Source organism: Streptomyces sp. NRRL B-3229 (assembly GCF_000719505.1).
Taxonomy (GTDB): Bacteria; Actinomycetota; Actinomycetes; order Streptomycetales; family Streptomycetaceae; genus Streptomyces; species Streptomyces griseorubiginosus.
Genome location: NZ_JOGP01000010.1, coordinates 132,534 through 153,171, shown reverse-complemented (window position 1 = coordinate 153,171; position 20,638 = coordinate 132,534). Strand labels below are relative to the sequence as shown.

Annotated in this window: 20 protein-coding genes; 6 read left to right on the top strand and 14 right to left on the bottom strand. The window is 72.4% G+C overall.

What is annotated here, in order from left to right:
* Window positions 1-112: 112 nt before the first annotated feature.
* On the bottom strand, window positions 113-1,540 hold the full coding sequence (locus tag IF54_RS0118440; protein ID WP_234439006.1) for an MFS transporter: 1,428 nt from the start codon (window positions 1,538-1,540) through the stop codon (window positions 113-115).
* A complete protein-coding gene (locus IF54_RS0118435) occupies window positions 1,537-3,384 on the bottom strand; it encodes a glycoside hydrolase family 15 protein (RefSeq protein ID WP_030319932.1) in 1,848 nt (615 codons plus the stop codon). The genes IF54_RS0118440 and IF54_RS0118435 overlap by 4 nt, the downstream gene beginning before the upstream one ends.
* 196 nt (window positions 3,385-3,580) lie before the next feature.
* On the opposite strand from IF54_RS0118435, the gene IF54_RS0118430 reads away from it, so the two are divergent.
* Window positions 3,581-4,453 (top strand): DUF2182 domain-containing protein, encoded by an 873-nt coding sequence (locus IF54_RS0118430; protein ID WP_030319931.1) that lies wholly within the window; start codon window positions 3,581-3,583, stop codon window positions 4,451-4,453.
* A 138-nt stretch (window positions 4,454-4,591) separates the two neighbouring features.
* Window positions 4,592-5,248: a DUF1326 domain-containing protein gene (locus IF54_RS0118425; protein ID WP_030319929.1), complete on the top strand. Its 657-nt coding sequence runs from the start codon at window positions 4,592-4,594 to the stop codon at window positions 5,246-5,248.
* Window positions 5,249-5,275: 27 nt separating this feature from the next.
* Here IF54_RS0118425 and IF54_RS0118420 read toward each other — a convergent pair whose 3' ends face one another.
* The 7 genes from IF54_RS0118420 to IF54_RS0118390 all read right to left on the bottom strand — a co-directional run bounded on the left by IF54_RS0118420 (window position 5,276) and on the right by IF54_RS0118390 (window position 14,202).
* The gene (locus IF54_RS0118420) at window positions 5,276-5,497 is read right to left on the bottom strand and encodes a hypothetical protein (protein ID WP_030319926.1); all 222 of its coding nucleotides are present in this window, start codon (window positions 5,495-5,497) and stop codon (window positions 5,276-5,278) included.
* Between the two features lie 48 nt (window positions 5,498-5,545).
* Window positions 5,546-6,787, bottom strand: a complete 1,242-nt coding sequence (locus IF54_RS0118415) for an acyltransferase family protein (RefSeq protein ID WP_030319924.1) — start codon at window positions 6,785-6,787, stop codon at window positions 5,546-5,548.
* A 456-nt stretch (window positions 6,788-7,243) separates the two neighbouring features.
* A complete protein-coding gene (locus IF54_RS0118410) occupies window positions 7,244-7,465 on the bottom strand; it encodes a hypothetical protein (protein WP_028809078.1) in 222 nt (73 codons plus the stop codon).
* A gap of 378 nt (window positions 7,466-7,843) precedes the next feature.
* The gene (locus tag IF54_RS0118405; RefSeq protein WP_030319921.1) at window positions 7,844-8,611 is read right to left on the bottom strand and encodes a polysaccharide deacetylase family protein; all 768 of its coding nucleotides are present in this window, start codon (window positions 8,609-8,611) and stop codon (window positions 7,844-7,846) included.
* A 199-nt stretch (window positions 8,612-8,810) separates the two neighbouring features.
* Window positions 8,811-9,920 carry an ABC transporter permease gene (locus IF54_RS0118400; RefSeq protein ID WP_037820224.1) on the bottom strand — a complete coding sequence of 370 codons (1,110 nt, stop codon included), beginning with the start codon at window positions 9,918-9,920 and terminating at the stop codon, window positions 8,811-8,813.
* Between the two features lie 121 nt (window positions 9,921-10,041).
* Window positions 10,042-12,501 (bottom strand): SpoIIE family protein phosphatase, encoded by a 2,460-nt coding sequence (locus tag IF54_RS0118395; protein WP_030319916.1) that lies wholly within the window; start codon window positions 12,499-12,501, stop codon window positions 10,042-10,044.
* A 132-nt stretch (window positions 12,502-12,633) separates the two neighbouring features.
* A complete protein-coding gene (locus IF54_RS0118390) occupies window positions 12,634-14,202 on the bottom strand; it encodes a helix-turn-helix domain-containing protein (protein ID WP_030319914.1) in 1,569 nt (522 codons plus the stop codon).
* Window positions 14,203-14,406: 204 nt separating this feature from the next.
* Between IF54_RS0118390 and IF54_RS0118385 the strand changes: the two genes are divergently transcribed.
* The 3 genes from IF54_RS0118385 to IF54_RS0118375 are packed head-to-tail and all read left to right on the top strand — an operon-like array spanning window position 14,407 to window position 15,691.
* Window positions 14,407-14,712 (top strand): hypothetical protein, encoded by a 306-nt coding sequence (locus IF54_RS0118385; RefSeq protein WP_030319911.1) that lies wholly within the window; start codon window positions 14,407-14,409, stop codon window positions 14,710-14,712.
* Between the two features lie 13 nt (window positions 14,713-14,725).
* On the top strand, window positions 14,726-14,908 hold the full coding sequence (locus tag IF54_RS0118380) for a hypothetical protein (protein ID WP_030319908.1): 183 nt from the start codon (window positions 14,726-14,728) through the stop codon (window positions 14,906-14,908).
* A 15-nt stretch (window positions 14,909-14,923) separates the two neighbouring features.
* A complete protein-coding gene (locus IF54_RS0118375; RefSeq protein ID WP_030319907.1) occupies window positions 14,924-15,691 on the top strand; it encodes a hypothetical protein in 768 nt (255 codons plus the stop codon).
* Window positions 15,692-15,786: 95 nt separating this feature from the next.
* On the opposite strand, the gene IF54_RS0118370 is transcribed toward IF54_RS0118375, so the two are convergent.
* From IF54_RS0118370 to IF54_RS0118350, 5 genes are all read right to left on the bottom strand, one after another.
* Window positions 15,787-16,089, bottom strand: a complete 303-nt coding sequence (locus IF54_RS0118370) for an SCO5918 family protein (protein WP_030319905.1) — start codon at window positions 16,087-16,089, stop codon at window positions 15,787-15,789.
* Between the two features lie 90 nt (window positions 16,090-16,179).
* Entirely contained in the window at window positions 16,180-17,637 is a 1,458-nt protein-coding gene (locus IF54_RS0118365; protein WP_030319902.1) for a DEAD/DEAH box helicase, read from the bottom strand.
* 178 nt (window positions 17,638-17,815) lie between these two features.
* Window positions 17,816-18,019 carry a cold-shock protein gene (locus tag IF54_RS0118360; protein ID WP_007383480.1) on the bottom strand — a complete coding sequence of 68 codons (204 nt, stop codon included), beginning with the start codon at window positions 18,017-18,019 and terminating at the stop codon, window positions 17,816-17,818.
* Between the two features lie 250 nt (window positions 18,020-18,269).
* The gene (locus IF54_RS0118355; protein ID WP_030319900.1) at window positions 18,270-18,575 is read right to left on the bottom strand and encodes a MerR family transcriptional regulator; all 306 of its coding nucleotides are present in this window, start codon (window positions 18,573-18,575) and stop codon (window positions 18,270-18,272) included.
* Between the two features lie 234 nt (window positions 18,576-18,809).
* Entirely contained in the window at window positions 18,810-19,439 is a 630-nt protein-coding gene (locus tag IF54_RS0118350; protein WP_051735473.1) for an NADPH-dependent FMN reductase, read from the bottom strand.
* 112 nt (window positions 19,440-19,551) lie between these two features.
* On the opposite strand from IF54_RS0118350, the gene IF54_RS0118345 reads away from it, so the two are divergent.
* Window positions 19,552-20,388, top strand: a complete 837-nt coding sequence (locus IF54_RS0118345) for a helix-turn-helix domain-containing protein (protein ID WP_030319896.1) — start codon at window positions 19,552-19,554, stop codon at window positions 20,386-20,388.
* The last annotated feature ends 250 nt before the right edge of the window (window positions 20,389-20,638 follow it).

The following is a 20,638-nucleotide window of genomic DNA, read 5'->3' as shown; positions in this document are numbered from 1 at the left end:
CCGGACGCCGACTGCGACCCCGCCCACCCCCGCAAGGTTGCCCCGCCCCTCCCCCTTCTTACCTATTTCTTGATCAACTCCCCCCGGCCCCCAGACCACCCACCCCGACCCCTCACCGCCGCGTACGAGTTCCCCGTGCCGCCGGCCCGGTCACCCGCCCGACCCCGCTCGGGGCGTGCGGCAGGAGGGCTGCCGCTGTGAGGCCGCCGAGGGCCAGGGCTGCCAGGGTGATCATCGCGGTGGCGTAGGCGCCCTTGGAGAGGCCGGCCACCAGGATCGTGCCCGCGATGGCCGTGCCGAAGGACGAGCCGAGGTTGGACACGCTGCGGGACAGGCCGGAGATCTCTCCCTGGCGTTCCTCGGGGAAGCTCGACTGGACGACGTTGACGGACGGGGTCAGCATCACGCCCAGACCGAGGCCGATGAGGAGGAGCCCGGGGACGAACGCCCACGCGGTGGAGAAGCTCCCGGCCAGGACGATCAGCACCACCACACCGGCGATGGAGACGACGAACCCGGACATGATGAGTGTGCGCTGGGCGTACCGGCGTGCCAGGCGTTCGGCGGACAGGGACGAGGACAGGAGGCCCAGCGTGGCCGCGGTGAACACGACTCCCGTCTGGATGGCGTCGTAGCCGCGCACCACCTGGAGGTACGCGGCGACCGTGAACGACGTGCCCATGAGCAGCAGCCACTCGATGTTCTGCGTGACGAGGCCGAGGTTGGACGTGCGGTCGCGGAACAGGCTCAGCGACAGCAGCGGCTCCCGGCCGGACGCCTCCTTGGCACGGCAGGAGCGCAGGAACCAGGCCAGGACCAGGGCGCCGAGCACCAGCAGGCCGGTCATGAGCCAGACGTTGTCGTCCGCGGCCAGGATGCCCATGACGACGAGGACCAGGCCGACGGCGGAGAGGACCGCTCCGGCGGTGTCGAAGGAACGGGTCGGGTCCGGCGGCAGCGGGTCCTCGATGCGCCGGCTGAGCAGCACGATCACCGCGATCACGAGGGCCTGGAACACGAAGGCCGCACGCCAGCTGATCCCGGTGGTGATGAGACCGCCGATCAGCGGCCCCGCCGCCGCCCCGACACCGCCCAGCGCCATGACGACCCCGAAGGCACGCGCCCGGGAGGAGACGTCGGGATACAGAAGGGTGGTCAGGATGTACACGGGCGGGATCAGCAGCGCGGTGCCGATGCCCTCCAGGATCGAGTTGCCGAGGACCAGGACGCCGAGCCCCGGCGCGGCCGCGCTCAGCAGCGCCCCCGCCGCGTAGACCACGAGCCCGGTCAGAAAGCAGCGTTTGCGGCCGAAGCGGTCGGTGAGTTTGCCGCCCGGGATCATCAGCGCGGCCATCACCAGCAGGAAGACCGTGATGACCACCTGCACGCCCTGGACCGTGGTGTCCAGATCCTCGCTGATGTCGTTGATCATCACGTTCATGTTGGAGCCGGCGAAGCTGCATATGAACTGGGCCAGGGCGAGGGCGGCCAGCACGCGTCCGGCCTGTGTCGGCTGCCTCGCCCCGGCCGTCGCGGTCACGGATGCCACCCTCCGGCCCTGTTCCGTGCCTTCTCCAGTTCCTCGTCGAGTGCCATGGCCGCCGTGACCAGGGCGAGGTGGGTGAACGCCTGCGGGAAGTTCCCCAGTTGCTCGCCCGAGGGACCGATCTCCTCGGCGAACAGGCCGACATGGTTGGCGTAGGTGAGCATCTTGTCGAAGGCGTGGTGGGCCTGGTCCAGCCGGCCGCTGCGGGCGAGAGCCTCGACGTAGAAGAAGCTGCACAGGTTGAAGGTGCCCTCGGAGCCGCGCAGCCCGTCCGGGGACGCGGTCGGGTCGTAGCGGTAGACCAGGCTGTCGCTGACGAGTTCCTCGCCCATCGCGTCGAGCGTGCTCAGCCAGTCGGGGTCACGGGGCGAGACGAAGCCCACCCGCGGCATCAGCAGCAGCGAGGCGTCCAGGACGTCGGTGTCGTAGTGCTGCACGAACGCCTGCCGCTTGTCGTGCCAGCCGCGTTCGACGATCTGGCGGAAGACGGCGTCCCGCGCCTCGGTCCAGCGGACGGTGTCGGCGGGCCGGGAGAACCTGGTGGCCGCGCGGACGCCCCGGTCGAAGGCCACCCAGGTCATCAGCCGGCTGTAGGTGAAGTCCTGACGCCCGCCCCGGGTCTCCCAGATCCCCTCGTCGGGCTGGTCCCAGTGGTCGGCCAGCCAGTCCAGCACGTCGCCCAGGGCGTGCCAGCCCCGGATCGCTCCGATGTCCCCGCCGACGATCAGCGCGTCGGACGCCTCGCCGTAGATGTCGAGCTGGAGCTGGTCGGCGGCCGCGTTGCCGGCCCGCACCGGGCGGGATCCCCGGTAGCCCTCCAGGTGGTCGAGGATCTCCTCGGTCAGGTGGGGGTCGCCGTCGATCCGGTACATGATCTGGAGGGGGTCCGCCGAGGGCGGCCGGTCCGTCTCGATGCGTTCGCGCAGCCAGCGGCGGAAGGCGTGCGCCTCCTCGTGGAAGCCCAGGTCGATCAGTGCCCGCACGGACAGCGAGGCGTCCCGGACCCAGGTGTAGCGGTAGTCCCAGTTGCGCTCCCCGCCGATCTGCTCGGGCAGGCCCATGGTGGCGGCGGCGATGGGCGCTCCGGTGGGGGCGTAGGTGAGCAGCTTGAGGGTGATCGCCGACCGGTTCACGATGTCCTGCCAGCGGCCCCGGTAGGTGCACGAGCGCAGCCACGACAGCCAGAAGGTGCGGCAGGTCTCCAGGGCGTCGGCGGCCTCCTCCAGGGTCGGGCGGGGCGGGGCCGGGTGCCCGCCGGGCGTGCTGGTGAGCACGACCGCCGCCGCCTGACCGGCGGAGAGGGTGAAGCGGGCGCTGATGTCGTTGCCGTCCTCGTGGAAGTCGACCCCGTCGGTGGACTGGAGGTGCAGGTCGGTGCCCGGGCCGCGGAAGACCGCGGAGTGCTCGTCGGGCCGCTCGAGGGTGTGCGGGGCGCGGCCGTAGTCGAAGCGCGGCTGACAGCTCAGCGCGAAGGGCAGGCTGCCGCGTACCACCCGTACGACCCGCAGCAGCTGGTGGACGCCGGTCGGGGTCGAGGAGTCGTCCGGGACCATGAAGTCGGCCACCTCGCCGACCCCGCCGGGCGCCATGAACCGGGTCACCAGGACGGCCGTGTCGGACAGGTACAGCTGCCGGACGGTCATGCCGTCGTCGTCCGGGTACTCGGCGGCCAGCCGGCAGTGGCCACCTCTCTCACCGTCCAGGAGGGAGGCGAAGACACTGGGCGAGTCGAAGCGGGGCGTGCACCACCAGTCGACGGTTCCGTCGGACGCCACGAGGGCGGCGGTCTGGAGATCGCCGACCATGCCGTGCTCCGCGATGGGCGGGTACCGGTTCACCTGGGCCCCCTGTTCGGTGCGGGAACGCCGTCACGCGACGGCGGGAACCGCCACGGACCTGTGCACGCCAAGCGTTCGGCACCCCCCGGCCGACCGCCTCACCCCCGGTGGGTGAAAGCAGCCGAGGAGCCCGCGCGGGCCGCTGCATCGGGGCGTTGTCGGGTCGTCCGGGTCGGGTCGCGTGGAGGGCGGGGAAATGTTGTCCTGGAAGGAGCCGCAGGAGAAGACGCCGATGCGTTCCAGCCGGAGTTCCGCTCCCTTCGCCGGCCGGTCGGCCGCCCCGACCGGAACGGGTGGGGGACTGCTGCCCACGCGGGAACTCGCGGCCGCGTGGTCGCTCGTGGTCCTGATCGCGGTCCCCGCCTGGGTGCTGACGATCGGTCAGGCCCGGGACATGGGGGTCGGGCCCGGCACGATGGGGATGGCCCTGCCGCTGTTCCTGCTGCTGTGGGCGACGATGATGGCGGCCATGATGCTGCCGTCCATGGCGCCGGTGGCCATCACCTGGGTCCGGGGCATCGGCCGGCAGTCCTCCGGCTGGGCCCGGACCGCCCGGACCGCCGAGTTCGCTGCCGGATACCTGCTGGTGTGGACGGCGTCAGGGCTGCTCACCTACGCGGCGCTGGCCCTCACCGACAGCCTCCTGGACGACCACCCCACGGTCGGCCGCTGGATCGGCTCGGCCGCCTTCCTGCTCGCGGGCCTGTATCAGCTGGGCCCTTTGAAGTCCGTCTGCCTGCGGCACTGCCGTGACCCCCTGGGCCATCTGGTGCACTACTCCGGCTTCCGGGGACCCGCCCGCGACCTGTGGGTGGGCCTCCATCACGGCGCCTACTGCGTCGGCTGCTGTGCCGGCCTGATGGTGGTCCTCGTGCCGCTGGGCGTGATGAACGTGGCGGCGATGGCCGGGCTGGCCGTGGTGGTCTTCCTGGAGAAGCTGTGGTCCCGGGGTCCGCTGCTCTCCCGCGCCATGGGCGTCGTGTTCCTCGTGCTGGCGGTGCTCGCGCCGTTCCAGGACTGGCTGCTGCCGGGGCTGCGGGACGCGATGCCGTCGATGGACGACATGTGATCCCGGCGCCGGGTTCCGCACCGGCGAAACGAGGTGCAAGCTGGAAGGGAGACCGTCTCCCGATCCCGGGACCGGGCTCGGCACACACGGTCTCGCCACTCCGAGTGAGCCTCCTGGGCTCGGCAGGAGGGAAGCGAGATGACAGAACAGGCCACCACCGTGACACGCTGGCATCTGACCGGCGACTGGTTCGATGTGTGCAACTGCGCCATCCCCTGTCCGTGCACGTTCGCCCAGCCCCCGACCTACGGCGAGTGCGAAGGCGTCCTGGTCTGGCACATCCGGGAAGGCGGCTACGGCGACGTGCGTCTCGACGGCCTCAACGTCCTGATGCTCGGCTCCTTCACGGGCAACGTCTGGGCGGGCGAGCACAGCGACCCCTACGCCGCCGTCTTCCTCGACGAACGCGCCGACGAACAGCAGCGCGGTGCTCTCGGGGCCGTCTTCGGCGGTGAGGCGGGCGGCTGGCCGGCGCGGTTCGGGCAGATGCTGCACCCCGAGATCCGCGGCATGGACGTCGCCCCCATCCACGTCGAGCTGGACGACGACCTCGCCACCTGGCGGGCCGAGATCCCCGGCCGTGTCACGGCGGCCGCCGAGGCGCTCACCGGCCCGACCAACGCGGACGGCGCACGCGTCCAGGTCCACAACGCCCCGGGCGCCGAAGTCGGACCGGGTCAGGTCGCCACCTGGGGCCGGGCCACCGTCGACCGCGCGGACGCGTTCGGCTTCTCCTGGGACCGCTCCGGAAAGTCGAGCAAGCACTTCCCCTTCGACTGGACCGGCCCCGACTGACCCGCCCGGCAGCCCGAGAGGGCCCGGCTACACCGGGTCCGTGGCGAACAGGTCGAGGTGTCCGCACTTGGGGCAGCGGAACGCCACGATCTGGCGACGCGGGCGGCCCATCCGCTTGGCGCCCCCGAAGATCCCCCGCTCCAACGCGCCCTCGATCCACCGCGCGTAGCCGCGGGCGTGTTCGCCGGCGTCCTCGATGAAGCCTTCCGACAGGCCGACGGTGCCGCAGTGCGTGCACTGGTCATTCATCCCGCAAGTCTAAAAGAGGGCGTCGGCGGGGCACGGGGCCTGGTGGCCCTACGTCGTCGCCGTGGCCGGCACCGGCGTCGGACGCGGTGCCTTCGTTCGGTGCGCCCTCCTCAGGAACGGCCTTTCGATGACGTAGTAGGAGAGCAGTGCCATCAGCAGCGTCAGCACGACCGTCGCCGCAAGGCGCCCTTCCTGGACGCCGAGGGAGGCGAGGAGCCGTACGACCGGGTAGTGCCAGAGATAGACGCCGTAGCTGAGGTTGCGGCCCACCCAGGCGAGCGGGGCCAGGGCCAGCAGGCGGGACAGAGCGGTCTCGGGCCGCAGTTCCAGCGCCGCGACCAGCGTGGCGGACAGGACCGCCACCACCAGGAACCCGATCGTGTAGTAGGCCGCGGTCCAGCGGCCGAGGTCCTCGGTCACCGGCACCTGCCAGGCGACGAGGGCCAGCAGTCCGAGCGCCGGCCAGGCCAGCCGTCCGGTCCAGGTGCGCAGGAGGGCCAGGCGCGGGTCGTCGGCCCGCAGCCGCGCCAGGGCCACGGCGACGAGGGCGCCGGCCAGCAGCTGGTCGGCGCGGGTGTCGGTGCCGTTGTAGATGCGGTGGGCCGCGTCGGGGTTCCACAGGACGCAGCGCCACAGCAGCGGCAGCACGCACAGGGCCGCGGTGCCCAGCAGCACGGTCCGGGCCCGGAACCTCCGCAGCAGGAAGATCAGGGCGAGCGGCCACAGGAAGTAGAACTGCTCCTCCACCCCGAGGGACCAGGTGTGGGCGAGCGGCGCGGTGAGGTCGGAGTAGGGGCCGGACTCCATGGCCCGTACGACGTTGGTGAGGAAGGTCGCGGACAGGCCCGCCGCCTCCAGCGAACCCTCGAAGCCCCAGAGTGTGGTGGTCGTGCCGAGCACCGCGCAGACCGCGCACACGGCCAGCATCGCGGGCACCAGCCGCAGCCAGCGGCGCCGGTAGAAGGACGGCAGGGAGATGCCGCCGCGGCGGACGTACTCGGCGAGCAGCAGACGGGTGATGACGAAGCCGCTGATGGTGAAGAACACGTCGACGGCGACCGCGCCGCCGGGCAGGGCCTCGGGCTCCACATGGTGGACGATCACCAGCGCGACCGCGAGGGTGCGCAGGCCGTCGAGGCCGCCCACCCGTCCGGTGCGGGAGACCGCGGACGGAAAACCCCGGCTCGCACGGGGTGCGACCGGGGCCGGGGGTCTACGGGCGTCGACCGCCGTGTCCGTTCCCTCCCGCTCCGCTTCCGCCACGTCCGTCGAGTCCGGTGCCTTCGCCATGAAAGAGATCGCTTCTCACCTGCCGGCTGATTCGAGTAATCCCGGTGCGCCTAACCGGAAATCACGCTGACATGCCTCGCTGGGCGTCAGCTGTGGCGAATCACCGCGGAGCCACAGGTCAGAAACAGGGTGGGCTCAGTCACACCCGGCACGGTGGGCCTATGCCACCGCATGCGGAATCCGCCGGGGCAGGGCAGGTGTGCCGACCGGCAGGGCGTGCGGCGAGGCAGGCGAAAGCGCACCGGCGCCGACGGGCAGCGCTGGCGTCGCGTGGAGTGAAAAGGAGGGAGCTAGGCCGCTTCCGGCCGCGGGAAGGTCTCGTCCTCGTCGTCCCCGAAGTCCGGGGCCTTGAAGGGGTCGATGGTGAGGGGCGGCAGGGCCGCGGGGGTGCGCTGGGACTGCCCTTCGGGGGCGGAGAACAGCGAGTTCAGGTCGATGGGAGGAGCTCCTTGCTGCTTACAGCTTGGTCATCTTCGAGTACGGACTCAGGATCCTCATCTGCGACGAGCCGAAATCGACGAGTACCGCGATTCCGTCCTCGACACCGAGCACCCGGCCGAGGCCGTACATGTCGTGCGTGACCTGGTCACCCACGGCGAAGTGCTTGGGCGCGGGCGCGACCGGGGCCTTGAAGGGGCTGGTGGGCAAATGACGCTTCGGTGCGGCAGGTTTAGTCATCTTCCTCAGTATGCGCCTACGACGGCCCACCCGTCGCCGCTTGTCCAGGACCGTTGCGAAGACGGGATGCAGGGCGCCAGGCCCGCCAGCACGCCGCGTCCGGGCTATGGGCCGGGAGCGCCTTCGCTCTGGCCAGGATCTTCCGGTCCAGGGGCCGTACGAGAGCGCGCAGCTCACGCGCGCTCTTTCGCGGCAGCGCGTGCAGCACGGTTTCGAGGTGGCCGCGGAAGTCGACGCCGTGGCAACCGCACAGGCGGCTACCGCCGCCGGCCGGGCGGGCGCCTACGCGGCACTGCCCCTTCGGGTGCCGGTCATGAGGGGAACGTCAGAACGGCGTGGCCGGTGACCACCGGGTTGTCACCGGCCGGGGCCCGGTTCTCAGCGCACCGGGAAGCCGAAGACGTACCCCTGGTCGCGGAGCCAGGGGAGGAGTTCGCGCAGGGCCTCCACCGTTTCGGCGCGGTCGCCGCCCGCGTCGTGGAAGAGGATCGTCGGACCGTTCGGGAGTTCGTGCTCGACCGTGGCGACGATCGCGGCCGTACCCGGGCGCTCGAAGTCCTTGGAGTCGACGTTCCAGCCCAGCGGGCGCATGCCGCGGGAGGCGGCGAGCTTGCGGCTGTACGGGGTGAAGGCGCCGCCCGGGGCCCGGTAGTACATCGGCCGCACCCCACCGGACGCCTCGGTGATCATGCGCTCGGCGTCGAGGATCTGCTGGGACTGGTAGGCCTCGGACTTCTTGTCCATGGTGGTGTCGTGGGACACGGAGTGGTCGCACAGCCGGTGTCCGGCCGCGACCACCTTCTTCACCAGGTCCGGGTGGGCCTGCGCCTGCGTGCCCACCATGCAGAACGTCGCCTTGACCCCGTACTCGCGCAGCACGTCCAGGACTTGGGGGGTCCAGGCCGGGTCGGGGCCGTCGTCGATGGTGATGTTGACGCCGTGCGCGCCCTTGTCCGAGGCGTGCACGATGCTCACGTCGACCGGCTTGACCGCACGGGCCGGCCCGGCCGACGTCGAGGTCTTCGGGGACGAGCCCACGGCACCGGCCTGCGCGGTCCACATCGAGGCACCGGCGGCGAGCAGCGTCACTCCGAGTGCCGCCCCCAGCACCTTGCCGTACCAGCCCCGCCCGCCGTGCCGTGCCATGTCCGCCCCGCTCTCCCGCAGTTGCTCACCCGTGCCGATGCACACACAACGATCGGCCGGTCGTCTTGCGACAACTGGCAGGACGAGCGGGGGCGGTCATGGGATGCGTCCGTTACGGATCAAGGACAATCCCGGGGTGGTTCCCGGACAACCGGCGACCGGGCGACTGTCCGACTGCCCACCTGTCCAAGGGTGTTCGTCAGGCGGTCGCCGCGGATCCCGCGGGCGCCGCGGTCTCCTGAGCGGCGTCGGCCGCCCGGCGCTCCCGCCACCACGAGGCCCCCCACGCGAGCGCCGCTCCCCCGACCGCGTACGCGGACAGCACCCACAGCGCCGAACCCGTCGCGTGGCCGGAGAAGTACGCCGTGTTGCGGACCAGGGTCGTGCCCGCCCCCGGCGGCAGTGCCTGGCCGATCGCGCTCCAGAAGGGCGGCAGCAGCGGCGCCGGGTACACGCCGCCCGAGCTCGGGTTGCCGAGGACCACGAACAGCAGGATGACCAGGCCCGTGCCGAGCAGCCCCAGCAGGGTCTGGAGGGCGAGCGCCGTCGCCGCCGACGCCATGACGACCAGGGCGCCGATCGCGCTCAGCGCCCAGAAGTGGCCGCTCAGCGAGTCGAAGACCGGGCCCACGATCACCGCTCCGGCCACGCCCGAGACCACCGCGTACAGGACGAGGGCCCCCAGCCGGATCAGGGTGCGCTGGCGGTTCGCCGGGCGGGAACCCGCGGCCATCCCCATGATCGTGGCGGTCAGGTAGCCGCCGATCACCCAGCCGAGGACCAGGTAGAAGGACGTCATGCCGCGGCCGTCACCGGGGTTGGGGGGCCGGATGTCCGTCACCGAGATCCGGCGCTTCTCGGACGCCTCGATCTTCTGCGCGATCTGGGTGGCCGTCTGGGAGACCGACGGCCCGCCCGCCGAGGCGACCAGGAGGGTGTCCTCGGTGCCCTGCGCGTTGAAGACGAAGGCCGCGTCCGTCCTGCGGGTCATGACCCAGTCGCGGGCTTCGGCCGTGCTCGAAGCCGTCGTGGCCTTCACGGGGTTGCCGTCCAGCGCGTTGAGCTGGGCGACGATCTTCGCGGCGGCCTGCTGGGGGGCGACCACCGCCACGGGGATGCGGTGGGGGGTGGGGGAGTGGAAGGCGCCTACGTACGAGAGCACGAACGCCAGCTGGACGAGGAGGCCGCCGAGGACCAGCCCGAAGGCCCGGAACGTCACGGCATCCTTGAACTCTTCGGCGAAACCGGGGGACTTGGGGGCCGGCTCCGTGGTGGGACTGCCGGCGGAGGGGGTGGAGGGTGCGTTCACGGGCGCATCGTCGCACAGGTGGGTGAACGTGCTGTTCCGTTTACCGCGCAGCATGAAGGGTGCAATTCAGGCACCCGTGGCCAAGTCTTGCGCTCCGTCCGGAAGGGGCTGCTCATGCAGCTCAGACTCCGTCAGGGACGGACTGCTCCGGCAGCGCCAACTCCGCCCAGATCGTCTTCCCGGTGGCCGTCTGCCGGCTCCCCCACCGCTCCGCCATCTGCGCCACCAGCAGCAGCCCCCGCCCGCCCTCGTCGAACACCCGCGCCCGCCGCAGATGCGGAGCGGTGCTGCTGCCGTCGGACACCTCGCAGATCAGCGTGTTGTCGCGGATCAGCCTGAGGACGATCGGTTCGGCGCCGTAGCGGACCGCGTTCGTGACGAGTTCGCTGACGATCAGTTCCGTCGCGAAGGACGCGTCCCCCAGGCCCCACGCGGTGACCTGCTCGCTCGCCGCCTTCCGGGCCCGGGAGACCGCCGCCGGGTCATCGGGCAGGCGCCAGGTGCGGACCTGCGCGGAGTCCAGTGCGGAGGTGCGGGCCAGCATCAGGACGATGTCGTCGGCGGGGCGGGCCGGCAGGACCGTCCGCAGGACCCGGTCGCAGGTCTCCTCCAGGGGGCCCGCGGCGTCGGCCAGCGCCACACGCAGCAGGTTCAGGCCGACCTCGATGTCACGGTCCGCCGCCTCGACCAGGCCGTCGGTGTAGAGGGCCAGCAGACTGCCCTCCTCCAGCTCCACCTCGACGGACTCGAACGGCAGGCCGCCGAGACCGAGCGGCGGCCCGGCCGGCAGGCCCAGGAAGCGGACCTCGCCGGCGGGGGTGACCAGGGCCGGCGGCGGGTGGCCGGCGCGGGCCATGGTGCAGCGGCGCGAGACCGGGTCGTAGACCGCGTAGAGGCAGGTGGCGCCCACCTCGCTCGGGGTCGGGTCCTGGGCCGCCGGGTCGTCGCGGGTCTCCGGCCCCTCCTCCCGGTCCAGTCTGACCACCAGGTCGTCGAGCTGGGTGAGGAGTTCGTCGGGGGCGAGGTCCACGTCCGCGAGGGTGCGCACGGCCGTCCGCAGCCGGCCCATGGTCGCCGAGGCGTGGATGCCGTGGCCCACCACGTCCCCGACGACCAGGGCGACCCGGGCGCCGGAGAGCGGGATGACGTCGAACCAGTCGCCGCCCACGTCCGCGCCGGAGCCGGCCGGGAGGTAGCGGTAGGCCACCTGCATCGCCGCGAGGTCCGGCGGCCGCTCGGGCAGCAGGCTGCGCTGGAGCGCGAGCGCGGTACGGCGTTCGTGGGTGTACCGGCGGGCGTTGTCCACACTCACCGCCGCCCGCGCGACGATCTCCTCCGCGAGCAGCAGATCGTCCTCGGTGAACGGCTCCGGCCTGCGGTGACGCATGAAGTGCACCAGGCCGAGGGTGACCCCGCGGGCCCGCAGCGGCACCATCATCACCGAGTGGATCAGGTATCTGGCCACGGTCTCGGCGCGGGCCGGGGACGACTCGATCCACTTCCGCATCCCCGGGTCCCCTGGCGCCGGACGGGTGCCGCGGCCGGCGATCAGGGCCCGCATCGGGGGTGTGCCGGCCGGGTAGAACGTCGTCCCGCCGGACGCCACCACCGACTCCGGGCAGCCCTCGAGGACCGAGCGCTGCGCGGTCCGCCGTACGGTGACCGGCCGGTCCGGCGGCACCGGCTCCGGTTCGTCGCCGAGGGCCACCGACTCCAGCAGGTCCACGGTGACGAAGTCCGCGAAGCCCGTCACGGCCACCTCGGCCAGCTCGTCCGCGGTCCGGACGACGTCCAGGGTGCTGCCGATGAGCAGGCTCGCCTCGTTGAGGACGGCGAGGCGGCGGCGGGCCCAGTACTGCTCGGTGGTGTCGAACACGGCCGCGGACAGGCCCCGTACCGTCCCGGCCTCGTCCTTCAGCGGCGACAGGAACATCGACCAGGCGTGGCCGCGGACCTCGCCGGGCGCCTGGCCGTAGTTCTCGTGGAAGACCGGCTCGCCGGTGCGCAGGACCTGCCGCTGGAGGCGGTCGTACTCGTCGAAGGGCTCGGTGGGCTCGATCTCCCACAGGGTCAGACCGCGCATCTCCGCCACGGTCCGGCCCATCACCCGGGTCATGATCTCGTTGGCCGTCACCAGGCGGGCCTCGGTGTCGTAGACCGCGACCGCCACGGGCAGCTGCGCGAGCGTGAGGTCCCACAGGGCCTCCGCGGTCGGCTCGGCGGGCTGGTACACGCGTTCGGGGGCGGCGGGGGTGATCAGCCACGGCCGCGCGTCGTCGCCGTCCGTGAGCGGTGTCCCCGTCAGCCGTACGACGACACGGTGGCCCTCGCGGTGCCGCAGCGCCACCTCGGTGGCCCAGCGCCGGCCCTCGCCGATGTTCCGGCGCGCGGACTCGGGCAGCTCGGCCGTGAGCAGCTCGGTCGCCGGGCGTCCCACGACCTCCGCGGCCTCGTAGCCGAGCAGCTGCCGCGCCCCGGAGCTCCACACCGTGACCGTCCCGGCGGCGTCGATCACCACCGCCAGGTCCTCGGGCACGGGCTCCTCCCCGCTGCCTCCGGAAGTACCGAACCTGCCGTCCATCCTCCCAGCCTCCCGCCACGCGGCTCCCGGCTCAAGCGTTGCAGGCGGCCAGGGCAATACCCGGGCGAGGTCCGCTCGGGAAGCAGCGGAGCCGCAGTCCCGCACGGCGTGCGGTCCCGGGTCCGGTGCACGTCACAGCAGCGCGCTCGTGCGCCGGTGTCCGGGGATGTCCAGCCACCAGGACGCGGCCGTGCGGGTGGCGGGGAGGTAGTCGGGGTTCGTGCGGATCGTGGTGAGCACGTCGTCGCGGGCGGCCATGCCGAGGGCGTAGACGAGGCTCTCCAGGGTGGCCGCGGTCACCGGGTCCCGGCCGGTCAGCCACGCGCTGTGGTGGTGGGCGAGGGCCGACCGCAGGAAGTCGCCGGTGGAACGGTCGGCGGCGACATGGCCGAGGCCGCGGACCGCGGCGTACGCGACCGTGCGCGGAATGCCGGGTGTCACCGCCAGCCACTGGAGCAGCCCCCGGTGGCGGTGGTCGCCGACGACCCGCAGCGCGTCCAGGAGCGGCACCGCGAGCTCCTCCCGCCGGGTGGCGAGCGGCCGGACGAGTTCGGCCGCCAGCGCGTCCGCCAGCACCGGGCGGTACGGGGTGGCCGCGAGCAGGAACGCGGCGTACAGCCGGACGTCGAAGAGCGGGCTGGACAGCGCCTCGGTGACCAGGGCGGTCGGCACGGCGGGGTCGCCCACCCGGCCCGGCTCCAGGGCGCCCAGGCGCGCGGTCACCCGGCGGACCGCGGCCGCGGCCGGATCGGCCGTCCGGCGCCCCGGCAGCGGGGGCGGCGGGCGGCGGCCGAGGAGCGCGCGGGCGTGCTCGGGGTGCGCCGTGGACAGATGGACGCGCAGGGGTTCGATCTGGTCGCCGAACGGGCCGTCGTCCGCGCAGTCCCGCACCGCCCGCACCAGCCGGGTCAGCTGCGCCCCGTCGAACTGCCGGTAGTCCACCTTGCGGAAGCAGGCCATGACCGCGCCCCGGTGCGCCAACGGCCCACTGGGCCGGGCGAGTTCGCGCAGCACCCGGTCGGCGGCGTCGGGGTGCGCGGAGTTGTCCAGGGCGCAGACGATCTCGGTCGCCGTCAGCCTGGCCCGCCCCGCCGCCAGCGCCCCGCACACCGCGACGACCGTACGGCCGCCCCTGCGGTGGTTGAGGAGCCGGTTGAGGGACTCGAAGCGGAGCATCCACGGCAGGTCGTCGGCGATCACCATCTCCTCGACGAGCCGCTCCGCGAGCAGGGACCAGGTGCCGGACGGCATCAGCACCACGTCGGGCCGGGCGCACAGTCCGTCGACCAGCTGGTCCCAGTGGTCGCCGGTCATCACGTCACCGGACACCGCCTGTTCCAGCAGGTCCTCCAGGTCCCTGGTGGCCGGGGCCACCGGGTCGACGTCCAGGACGGGACCGGGCGCCCAGTAGCGCCACACCGTGCGCGCGGTGGCGGTGAGTACATTGCGGGGCAGCCCGAGCAGCTCCTCGTAGCGCCGAACCGCCTGCCACGGCACGGGAGTTCGGGCGGTCTCCCAGCGCGAGACGGTGCTGACGCTGACCTCGCGGTCGTAGCTCCCGCCCCGGAAGGCCGCCGCGAAGGCGGGCAGCGATCTGAGCGGTTTCTCCTCGGCCAGCAGCCGGTTGACCCGTAACAGCCATGCGACACGGGCCCGCCGCCCCAACCCGGCCCCCGCACCGCCCGCGGCACGCGCGTTCATACGGTCAGTGTGGCAGGAGTCGGGCCATCCGGTCCCGGGCCGGGACAAATCCCTCTGACATACCCGAACTCCCCCGCCCGTGCTCCGCACCTTGCAGCGCGGGACGAGCTGTGCAACGCCCGCCGGCCCGGCCCCGCGAGAGCGGTACCAACGAGGAACCGGCCCGTACGGACGGCCGGTCGGGGTGAGGTCGGGGGAGGACCGATGGGAACGGCACTGGCACTCGGGCATGTGATCGGCGTGGCGATCGCCCTGTGGACGTTCAACGCGCGGGCGGGCGGCTCCTTCTGGCGCGGTGTCTCGCCGTGGCTGCTGCTGATCAGTCCGGAGTGGTTCCTGGTCAGCGCGGTCAAGGCGGTCGGCTGGGAGATCACGCTCGCCGTCTGGCTGGTGAGCGGGCAGCCCGCCTCGCCGTGGGGCGTACGGCCGCACAGCCGCTCGGGCCGGATCACCCGGCTGAGCCCGGCCGAACGGGCCGCCCGTGAGCGCGAGTTGCAGAGCACCAGGTGAGGGAGGGATTCGCGTGCGCTACACCGGCGACAAGGACGTCCACTGCGGTGACCGGGCCTGCCGCAAGAGGGTGCGGGCCGTCCGCTGCCCGCGCTGCCAGGGGCGGGTCGGCCCCATGACCACGTGCAGACGGTGCGGCAACACCGGCTATGTCTGCCCGAACTCGCGGGACGAGCACCACGCCAAGGTCGGCTGAGCCGAGGAGGACGGGATGGAGATCCTGCACAGACTGCTCGGGCCGCGGCGGCTGCCGGCCGGCCGACACGGCTACCAGGCGCCGCCGGACGCCCTGGCGGAGGGCTGGGAGTGCGACAACCCGGACTGCGGCGAGGGCGGGTACTTCGCGAGTCCGCGGCCCGGGATCCCGCGCCGCTGTGAGGCCTGCGGCAGCGGCACCTACCCGCGCCACGCCTGGCCCTGGCAGCACGGGGAGCGCCGGGCCGAGCTCGACGCCCTGCTGGCCGGGGCGGAGCGGGACGGCGACCGCTACCTCGCTCTGCTGGTCCGCTTCCATCTGCTGACCTGGACCTTCGAGGACCACCTGATGAACGGCCACCGGCACGACGCCCTGGCGACCCTGCGCGACACCGACGCGGGACTGCGGGCGACGATGCGCGAGGACCCCCTGTTCACGGAGGGCTCCTACCGCTACGCCCTGGTCCTGGGCGCCCTGCGCAGCGGCGACCCGGACATCGCGCTGCGGGTCCTCGAACCCTGGGTGGCACTGGCGCGGGACCGCGGGCCGGGCTACGGCACCGACCTGGCCTCGGACAACGCGAGCCGCACCGACCACCGCTGTCTCGTGAGCGCCTGCCTCGCGTGGCTGCGGGACGAACGGACACCGGCCCATCGCCGGTACGACACGGTCGTGCGCTGGGCGCTGGACACGGCCCGCGCCCCGCACGTGCGGAACTGGCTGACCGGGGACCAGGACGCGGAGCTCACCGTCCTCGACCCCTACTGGCAGTCCGGGCGCTGAGGAGGTCCGGGCCCCACTGAGCAGGGTGCGTGGCCGCGCGCCGTACGGGGGTCGGAGGCGCGGCCACGCACCCGTTGAAGTGAGGGCCGGGGAGGTCAGCCCAGCGGGGTGTCGGCCCAGGGGAGGGACGCGGACGGGTCGTTGAAGGCCTCCTGGCGCGGCGGCCGGACCTCGTGGCAGGTGAAGCCGAGGCGGGTCAGGGCCCGGCTCACCTCGTTGGCGGTGAAGTCCCGGCGGTCCTGCCGGGTGATCACCTGGCCGACCTGCTTGACCGGGTACACCTGGGCGCCCACGGTCACACACGGTCCGGTGGCGGGTTCGGGCTCGACGCCCTGCATCGACCTCTCGACCTCGCTCATGGTCAGGTCGAAGGGGAAACGGGCGATGACGATGCGCATGGCACCTCCACGGGGAGCGGTCGGACGGGGACGGTGAGAACGCCCAGGGTGCGGCCCTGTTCGTCTCCTTCTGGGAGTGGCTGGTGACGGCTAGCGGGGGGTGCGCGCGGGACGGCGGCGGCCACGCGAGGAGCGGCTGCCGCGGCCGCGTGCCGCGGCCCCGGTGCGCTGCGCGGGCTCGGCGGCGGCCGGCGCGGGGAGGGCGACGGGCACGCCGGAGGGGGTGCGGGCACCGGTGATGCGGTTCAGCTCGGCCTCGCCCGGGCGGACCCGGGTGATGCGGGCGCTGACGCCGGCGTCCGACATCAGACGGTCCACCGCGCGCCGCTGGTGCGGCAGGACCAGGGTGACGACGGTGCCGGACTCGCCGGCACGTGCCGTACGGCCGCCGCGGTGCAGGTAGTCCTTGTGGTCGGCGGGCGGGTCGAAGTTGACGACGAGGTCGACGTCGTCGACGTGGATCCCGCGGGCCGCGACATTGGTGGCCACCAGGACGCTGACCTGGCCGTCCTTGAACTGCCCGAGGGTGCGGGTGCGCTGCGGCTGGGACTTGCCGCCGTGCAGCGCCGAGGCCCGTACGCCCACCGACAGCAGGTGCTTGGCCAGCCGCTCCGCCGCGTGCTTGGTGTCCAGGAACATGATCACGCGGCCGTCGCGGGCGGCGATCTCGGTGGCGGTGGCGTGCTTGTCGTCGTCGCGGACGTGCAGCAGGTGGTGCTCCATGGTGGTGACGGCGCCCGCGGACGGGTCGACCGAGTGCACCACCGGGTCGTGCAGGTAGCGGCGGACCAGGAGGTCGATGTTGCGGTCGAGCGTGGCCGAGAACAGCAGCGTCTGACCGTCCGGGCGCACCTGGTCCAGAAGGTAGGTGACCTGCGGCATGAAGCCCATGTCGGTCATCTGGTCGGCCTCGTCGAGGACGGTCATGCGCACCTGGCCGAGCTCGCAGTCGCCGCGTTCGATGAGGTCCTTGAGCCGTCCCGGCGTCGCCACGAGGAGCTCGGCACCGGCCCGCAGGGCGGAGGCCTGGCGGCCGATCGACATGCCGCCGACCACGGTGGCCGCGCGCAGGCGCAGCGCCTTGGCGTAGGGGGTGAGGGCGTCGGTGACCTGCTGGGCCAGCTCGCGGGTCGGGACGAGGACCAGGGCGAGGGGGCGGCGGGGCTCGGCGCGCTGTCCGTCCAGGCGGGCCAGCAGGGGCAGCCCGAAGGCGAGGGTCTTGCCGGAGCCGGTGCGTCCGCGGCCCAGGACGTCCCGCCCGGCCAGGGAGTTCGGCAGGGTCGCCGCCTGGATCGGGAAGGGCTCGGTCACGCCCTCGGCGCGCAGCGCGGCCTGGAGCCGGGCGGGCAGGTCGAGGTCGGCGAATGCCTCCACCGCGGGCAGGGCCTCGGTGAGCGTGGTGGGCAGGGTGAACTCGCCGCGGGGGGCGGATGCCGTACGGGGGCGCTGGTGGCCGGTGCCACGGGAGCGGCCGCGGGACGTGTTCGTCCCGGTCTTACCTGCGTTACCTGCGCTACCGGTGTTCCCGGTGCGACGGGTGCGGTTCATGGCTGGGGAACCTTCCTCGATGCGTGCGGCACGTGTCGAGGAATTCCTCCGGGGCGCGGCGAAACCGCACGAGAATTCGCAAGAAAGAGCCGGGGAGAAAGCAATGCAAACAGTTGCGGGCAATGGGCTGGGGCCCGCACCCAAGAGTGCGGGCCCCAGCCGTAAAACTGCGTCAGCGTCAGGCGGGAACGATGTTCTCGGCCTGCGGGCCCTTCTGGCCCTGCGTGACGTCGAAGGTAACCTTCTGGCCTTCCTGAAGCTCGCGGAAGCCGGAGGTGGCGATGTTCGAGTAGTGCGCGAACACGTCGGCGCCGCCGCCGTCCTGCTCGATGAAGCCGAAGCCCTTTTCCGCGTTGAACCACTTCACGGTGCCAGATGCCATATTGAATCTCCCTAAGGGGCAGTGCCGGGATCCGCACTTTACGGATTCCGAGTCGCCGCGATGATCACCCCTCCGGTAAGACCCGGAAAGACCCGGAGAGCTTCGTGAAGAATCTCCGGAAACCAAAACTGCAACTTTTATCACGGTAACACACCGTAGATGCGCGGAGCCAAGTCGTCCGCAATTCTCGGCCGGTCCCCTCCGAAAATCTCGCCGCGCCCCGTCCGTGATTCTGCTGCGGCTGCGACAGTTATTCGTCGAGCCGGCGGCGCATCTCCTCGTTCTGGCGGAGCGCGTCGTCGAGCCGGTTCTCCAGATCGATGATGCGGCAGGCCGCCTCGATCGGGGTGCCCTGGTCGACGAGCTCGCGGGCCCTTGCGGCGATGCGGAGCTGACCGCGGGAGTACCGGCGGTGGCCGCCCTCCGAACGCAGCGGGGTGATCAGTTCCGCCTCGCCGATGGCCCGCAGGAAGGCGGGGGTGATGCCGAGGATCGCGGCGGCCCGGCCCATGGTGTAGGCCGGGTAGTCGTCGTCGTCCAGACGGTCGGCGGACATGGCACCTTCGTGTCGGGGGGCGCGGTGGGGCCCGTCGACCCGACCGTGCTCGAAAGGACCGGACACCGGCGGGTTCCGTTCCCGTCCCAGGAGTGCCCGGATGGTCACAACCCTAACGTCGCCCCGTCCGGAAATGTGACGCCGCCCCAGCAGTTTTCCACCGGCCGTGCGAAGCCACCCGGCGGGCCAGGAGGAGACGAAGACCTCACCCGACCGGAGCCCCCGAGACACCACTCAGGCCGGATAGGGCGATGCCTCGCGGGCCGTGCGCAGGGCTCCCGCCCACCAGGACAGCTGGTCCAGCAGGGTCTTGGCGTAGCCGGGGGTCTCCGGGTCCGTCGGGCGGTCGTTCTGCCAGGTGGTGAAGTAGTTGGGGAAGGCGAGACCGTCGCGGACGGTCACCGCGTGCAGTTCGGTCAGGACGTTCTCCAGATGCAGCACGGCGTGCCGGCCGCCGGCCGCGCCGCCATAGCTGACGAAGGCCACGGGCTTGGCCGTCCACTGGGTGAAGTGCCAGTCGATCGCCGCCTTCAGGGAGGCGGGGTAGCTGTGGTTGTACTCCGGCGTGACCACCACGAACGCGTCGGCGCGCTCCAGGGCGGACGTCAGCGCCGCCATTCCCGCGGGCCGCGGGTAGTCGTCGCCGGCGTACTTCGGCGACGCGGCCGGCAGCGCCAGCGGGATGTCGAAGCCGGCCAGGTCGACGACCTCCACCTCGAAACCACCGTGCACCCCCGCCTGCTCGGCGATCCACGAGGCCACCACCGGACCGAACCGGCCTTCCCGGACGCTGCCGACGAGGACCACCAGCCTGTGCCTGTCGCCCGCCACTTCTCCACCCGTCACGTGCTTGTCGTTTTCCATGCCGACCACGATCGAGCCGCCCCGCGCCCGCAGCCAGACCGGGCTCAGGCTGGCCCCCGCAGGGCCACCCTGAGGCCCTCGCGAGTGGCGCCCCGCGCCCTATGCTCAGGCCATGGGGACACCGTTGGGGGACTTCGTCCGGGCCAGGAGGGACAGCACGCAGCCGGAGGATCTGGGGCTGCCCGACCGGGGCCGCCGCCGGTCGCCGGGACTGCGGCGCTCGGACCTCGCCACGCGGGCCGGCATCAGCGTCGAGTACCTCACCCGGATCGAGCAGGGCCGGGACCGCAACCCCTCGGTCGCCGTGGTCAACGCCCTCGCCGACGCCCTCTGCCTCACCCCCGCCGAACGCGCCCACCTGCGCTACCTCACGAAGATCACCGGCGGTGAGTGCCTCGGCGCCCGGCCCGCCCCGCCGCCCCGCCAGGTCCGGCCGGCCGTCCTGCGGACGCTGGAGCTCATGGAGCCCGGCATCGTCATGGTCACCAACCGGATCGGCGACGTGCTCGCCCGCACCGGCGCGTTCGAGGCGATGACCCGCGGCACCGGACTGCTCGATTCCGACACCCCGAACCTCACCCGGTACGTCTTCACCGACCCCCGCGCCCGGTCCTTCTTCGCGGACTGGGACGACGTCGCGGACGAGCAGGCCTTCGACCTGTGGCTGGGCCCGTCGGTCGACAGCCACGAGTGGTTCACCGCGGACCTCGCCCCCGTCGCAGGGCCCGAGCTCACCCGCCGCCTGAACCGCCATGTCGTCCCGCGCCGGGGCGAACTCCGGCTCAACCACCCCTCAGGACCCGCGCTCCGGCTGCTGCGCGAGACCCTCGAACTCACCGCGGACGCCCAGCAGCTGGTCGTCTTCCTTCCCGCGGACGAGGCCACGGCCCAGGCTGTCGACTCGCTCCGCCGTCCGTCGTACGACGGACGGCTGCGGGTCATCTCGTAACGACCCGGTGTGCGCCGGGTGGACGGCGGTCGCCGGCCCGGCCGGGATCACCCTGTCCGATTGTCCCCGCCGTGTCATACGCTGCACTTTCGGCGGCTTCCACGCACCCCGTCCGGTGAGGGGACCCGCCGCCGGTCACCTTCCACCCGGTGGGCGCCGGGCGTCTCAGGGAGGGGGCAGCTCACCGTGCGCGGGTTCGTGCCGCCGGAACCGAGACCGTGATCCGTCCCTCTTCCCCTTGAGGGCGGGC

Coding starts and splice junctions, on each gene's coding strand:
- IF54_RS0118395 (WP_030319916.1), bottom strand. CDS start 12,501: ATGGACGGCAGGTTCGGTACTTCCGGAGGCAGCGGGGAGGAGCCCGTG.
- IF54_RS0118410 (WP_028809078.1), bottom strand. CDS start 7,465: ATGACTAAACCTGCCGCACCGAAGCGTCATTTGCCCACCAGCCCCTTC.
- IF54_RS0118430 (WP_030319931.1), top strand. CDS start 3,581: ATGTTGTCCTGGAAGGAGCCGCAGGAGAAGACGCCGATGCGTTCCAGC.
- IF54_RS0118365 (WP_030319902.1), bottom strand. CDS start 17,637: ATGAACCGCACCCGTCGCACCGGGAACACCGGTAGCGCAGGTAACGCA.
- IF54_RS0118385 (WP_030319911.1), top strand. CDS start 14,407: ATGGGAACGGCACTGGCACTCGGGCATGTGATCGGCGTGGCGATCGCC.
- IF54_RS0118370 (WP_030319905.1), bottom strand. CDS start 16,089: ATGCGCATCGTCATCGCCCGTTTCCCCTTCGACCTGACCATGAGCGAG.
- IF54_RS0118355 (WP_030319900.1), bottom strand. CDS start 18,575: ATGTCCGCCGACCGTCTGGACGACGACGACTACCCGGCCTACACCATG.
- IF54_RS0118375 (WP_030319907.1), top strand. CDS start 14,924: ATGGAGATCCTGCACAGACTGCTCGGGCCGCGGCGGCTGCCGGCCGGC.
- IF54_RS0118390 (WP_030319914.1), bottom strand. CDS start 14,202: ATGAACGCGCGTGCCGCGGGCGGTGCGGGGGCCGGGTTGGGGCGGCGG.
- IF54_RS0118345 (WP_030319896.1), top strand. CDS start 19,552: ATGGGGACACCGTTGGGGGACTTCGTCCGGGCCAGGAGGGACAGCACG.
- IF54_RS0118350 (WP_051735473.1), bottom strand. CDS start 19,439: ATGGAAAACGACAAGCACGTGACGGGTGGAGAAGTGGCGGGCGACAGG.
- IF54_RS0118425 (WP_030319929.1), top strand. CDS start 4,592: ATGACAGAACAGGCCACCACCGTGACACGCTGGCATCTGACCGGCGAC.
- IF54_RS0118420 (WP_030319926.1), bottom strand. CDS start 5,497: ATGAATGACCAGTGCACGCACTGCGGCACCGTCGGCCTGTCGGAAGGC.
- IF54_RS0118405 (WP_030319921.1), bottom strand. CDS start 8,611: ATGGCACGGCACGGCGGGCGGGGCTGGTACGGCAAGGTGCTGGGGGCG.
- IF54_RS0118360 (WP_007383480.1), bottom strand. CDS start 18,019: ATGGCATCTGGCACCGTGAAGTGGTTCAACGCGGAAAAGGGCTTCGGC.
- IF54_RS0118415 (WP_030319924.1), bottom strand. CDS start 6,787: ATGGCGAAGGCACCGGACTCGACGGACGTGGCGGAAGCGGAGCGGGAG.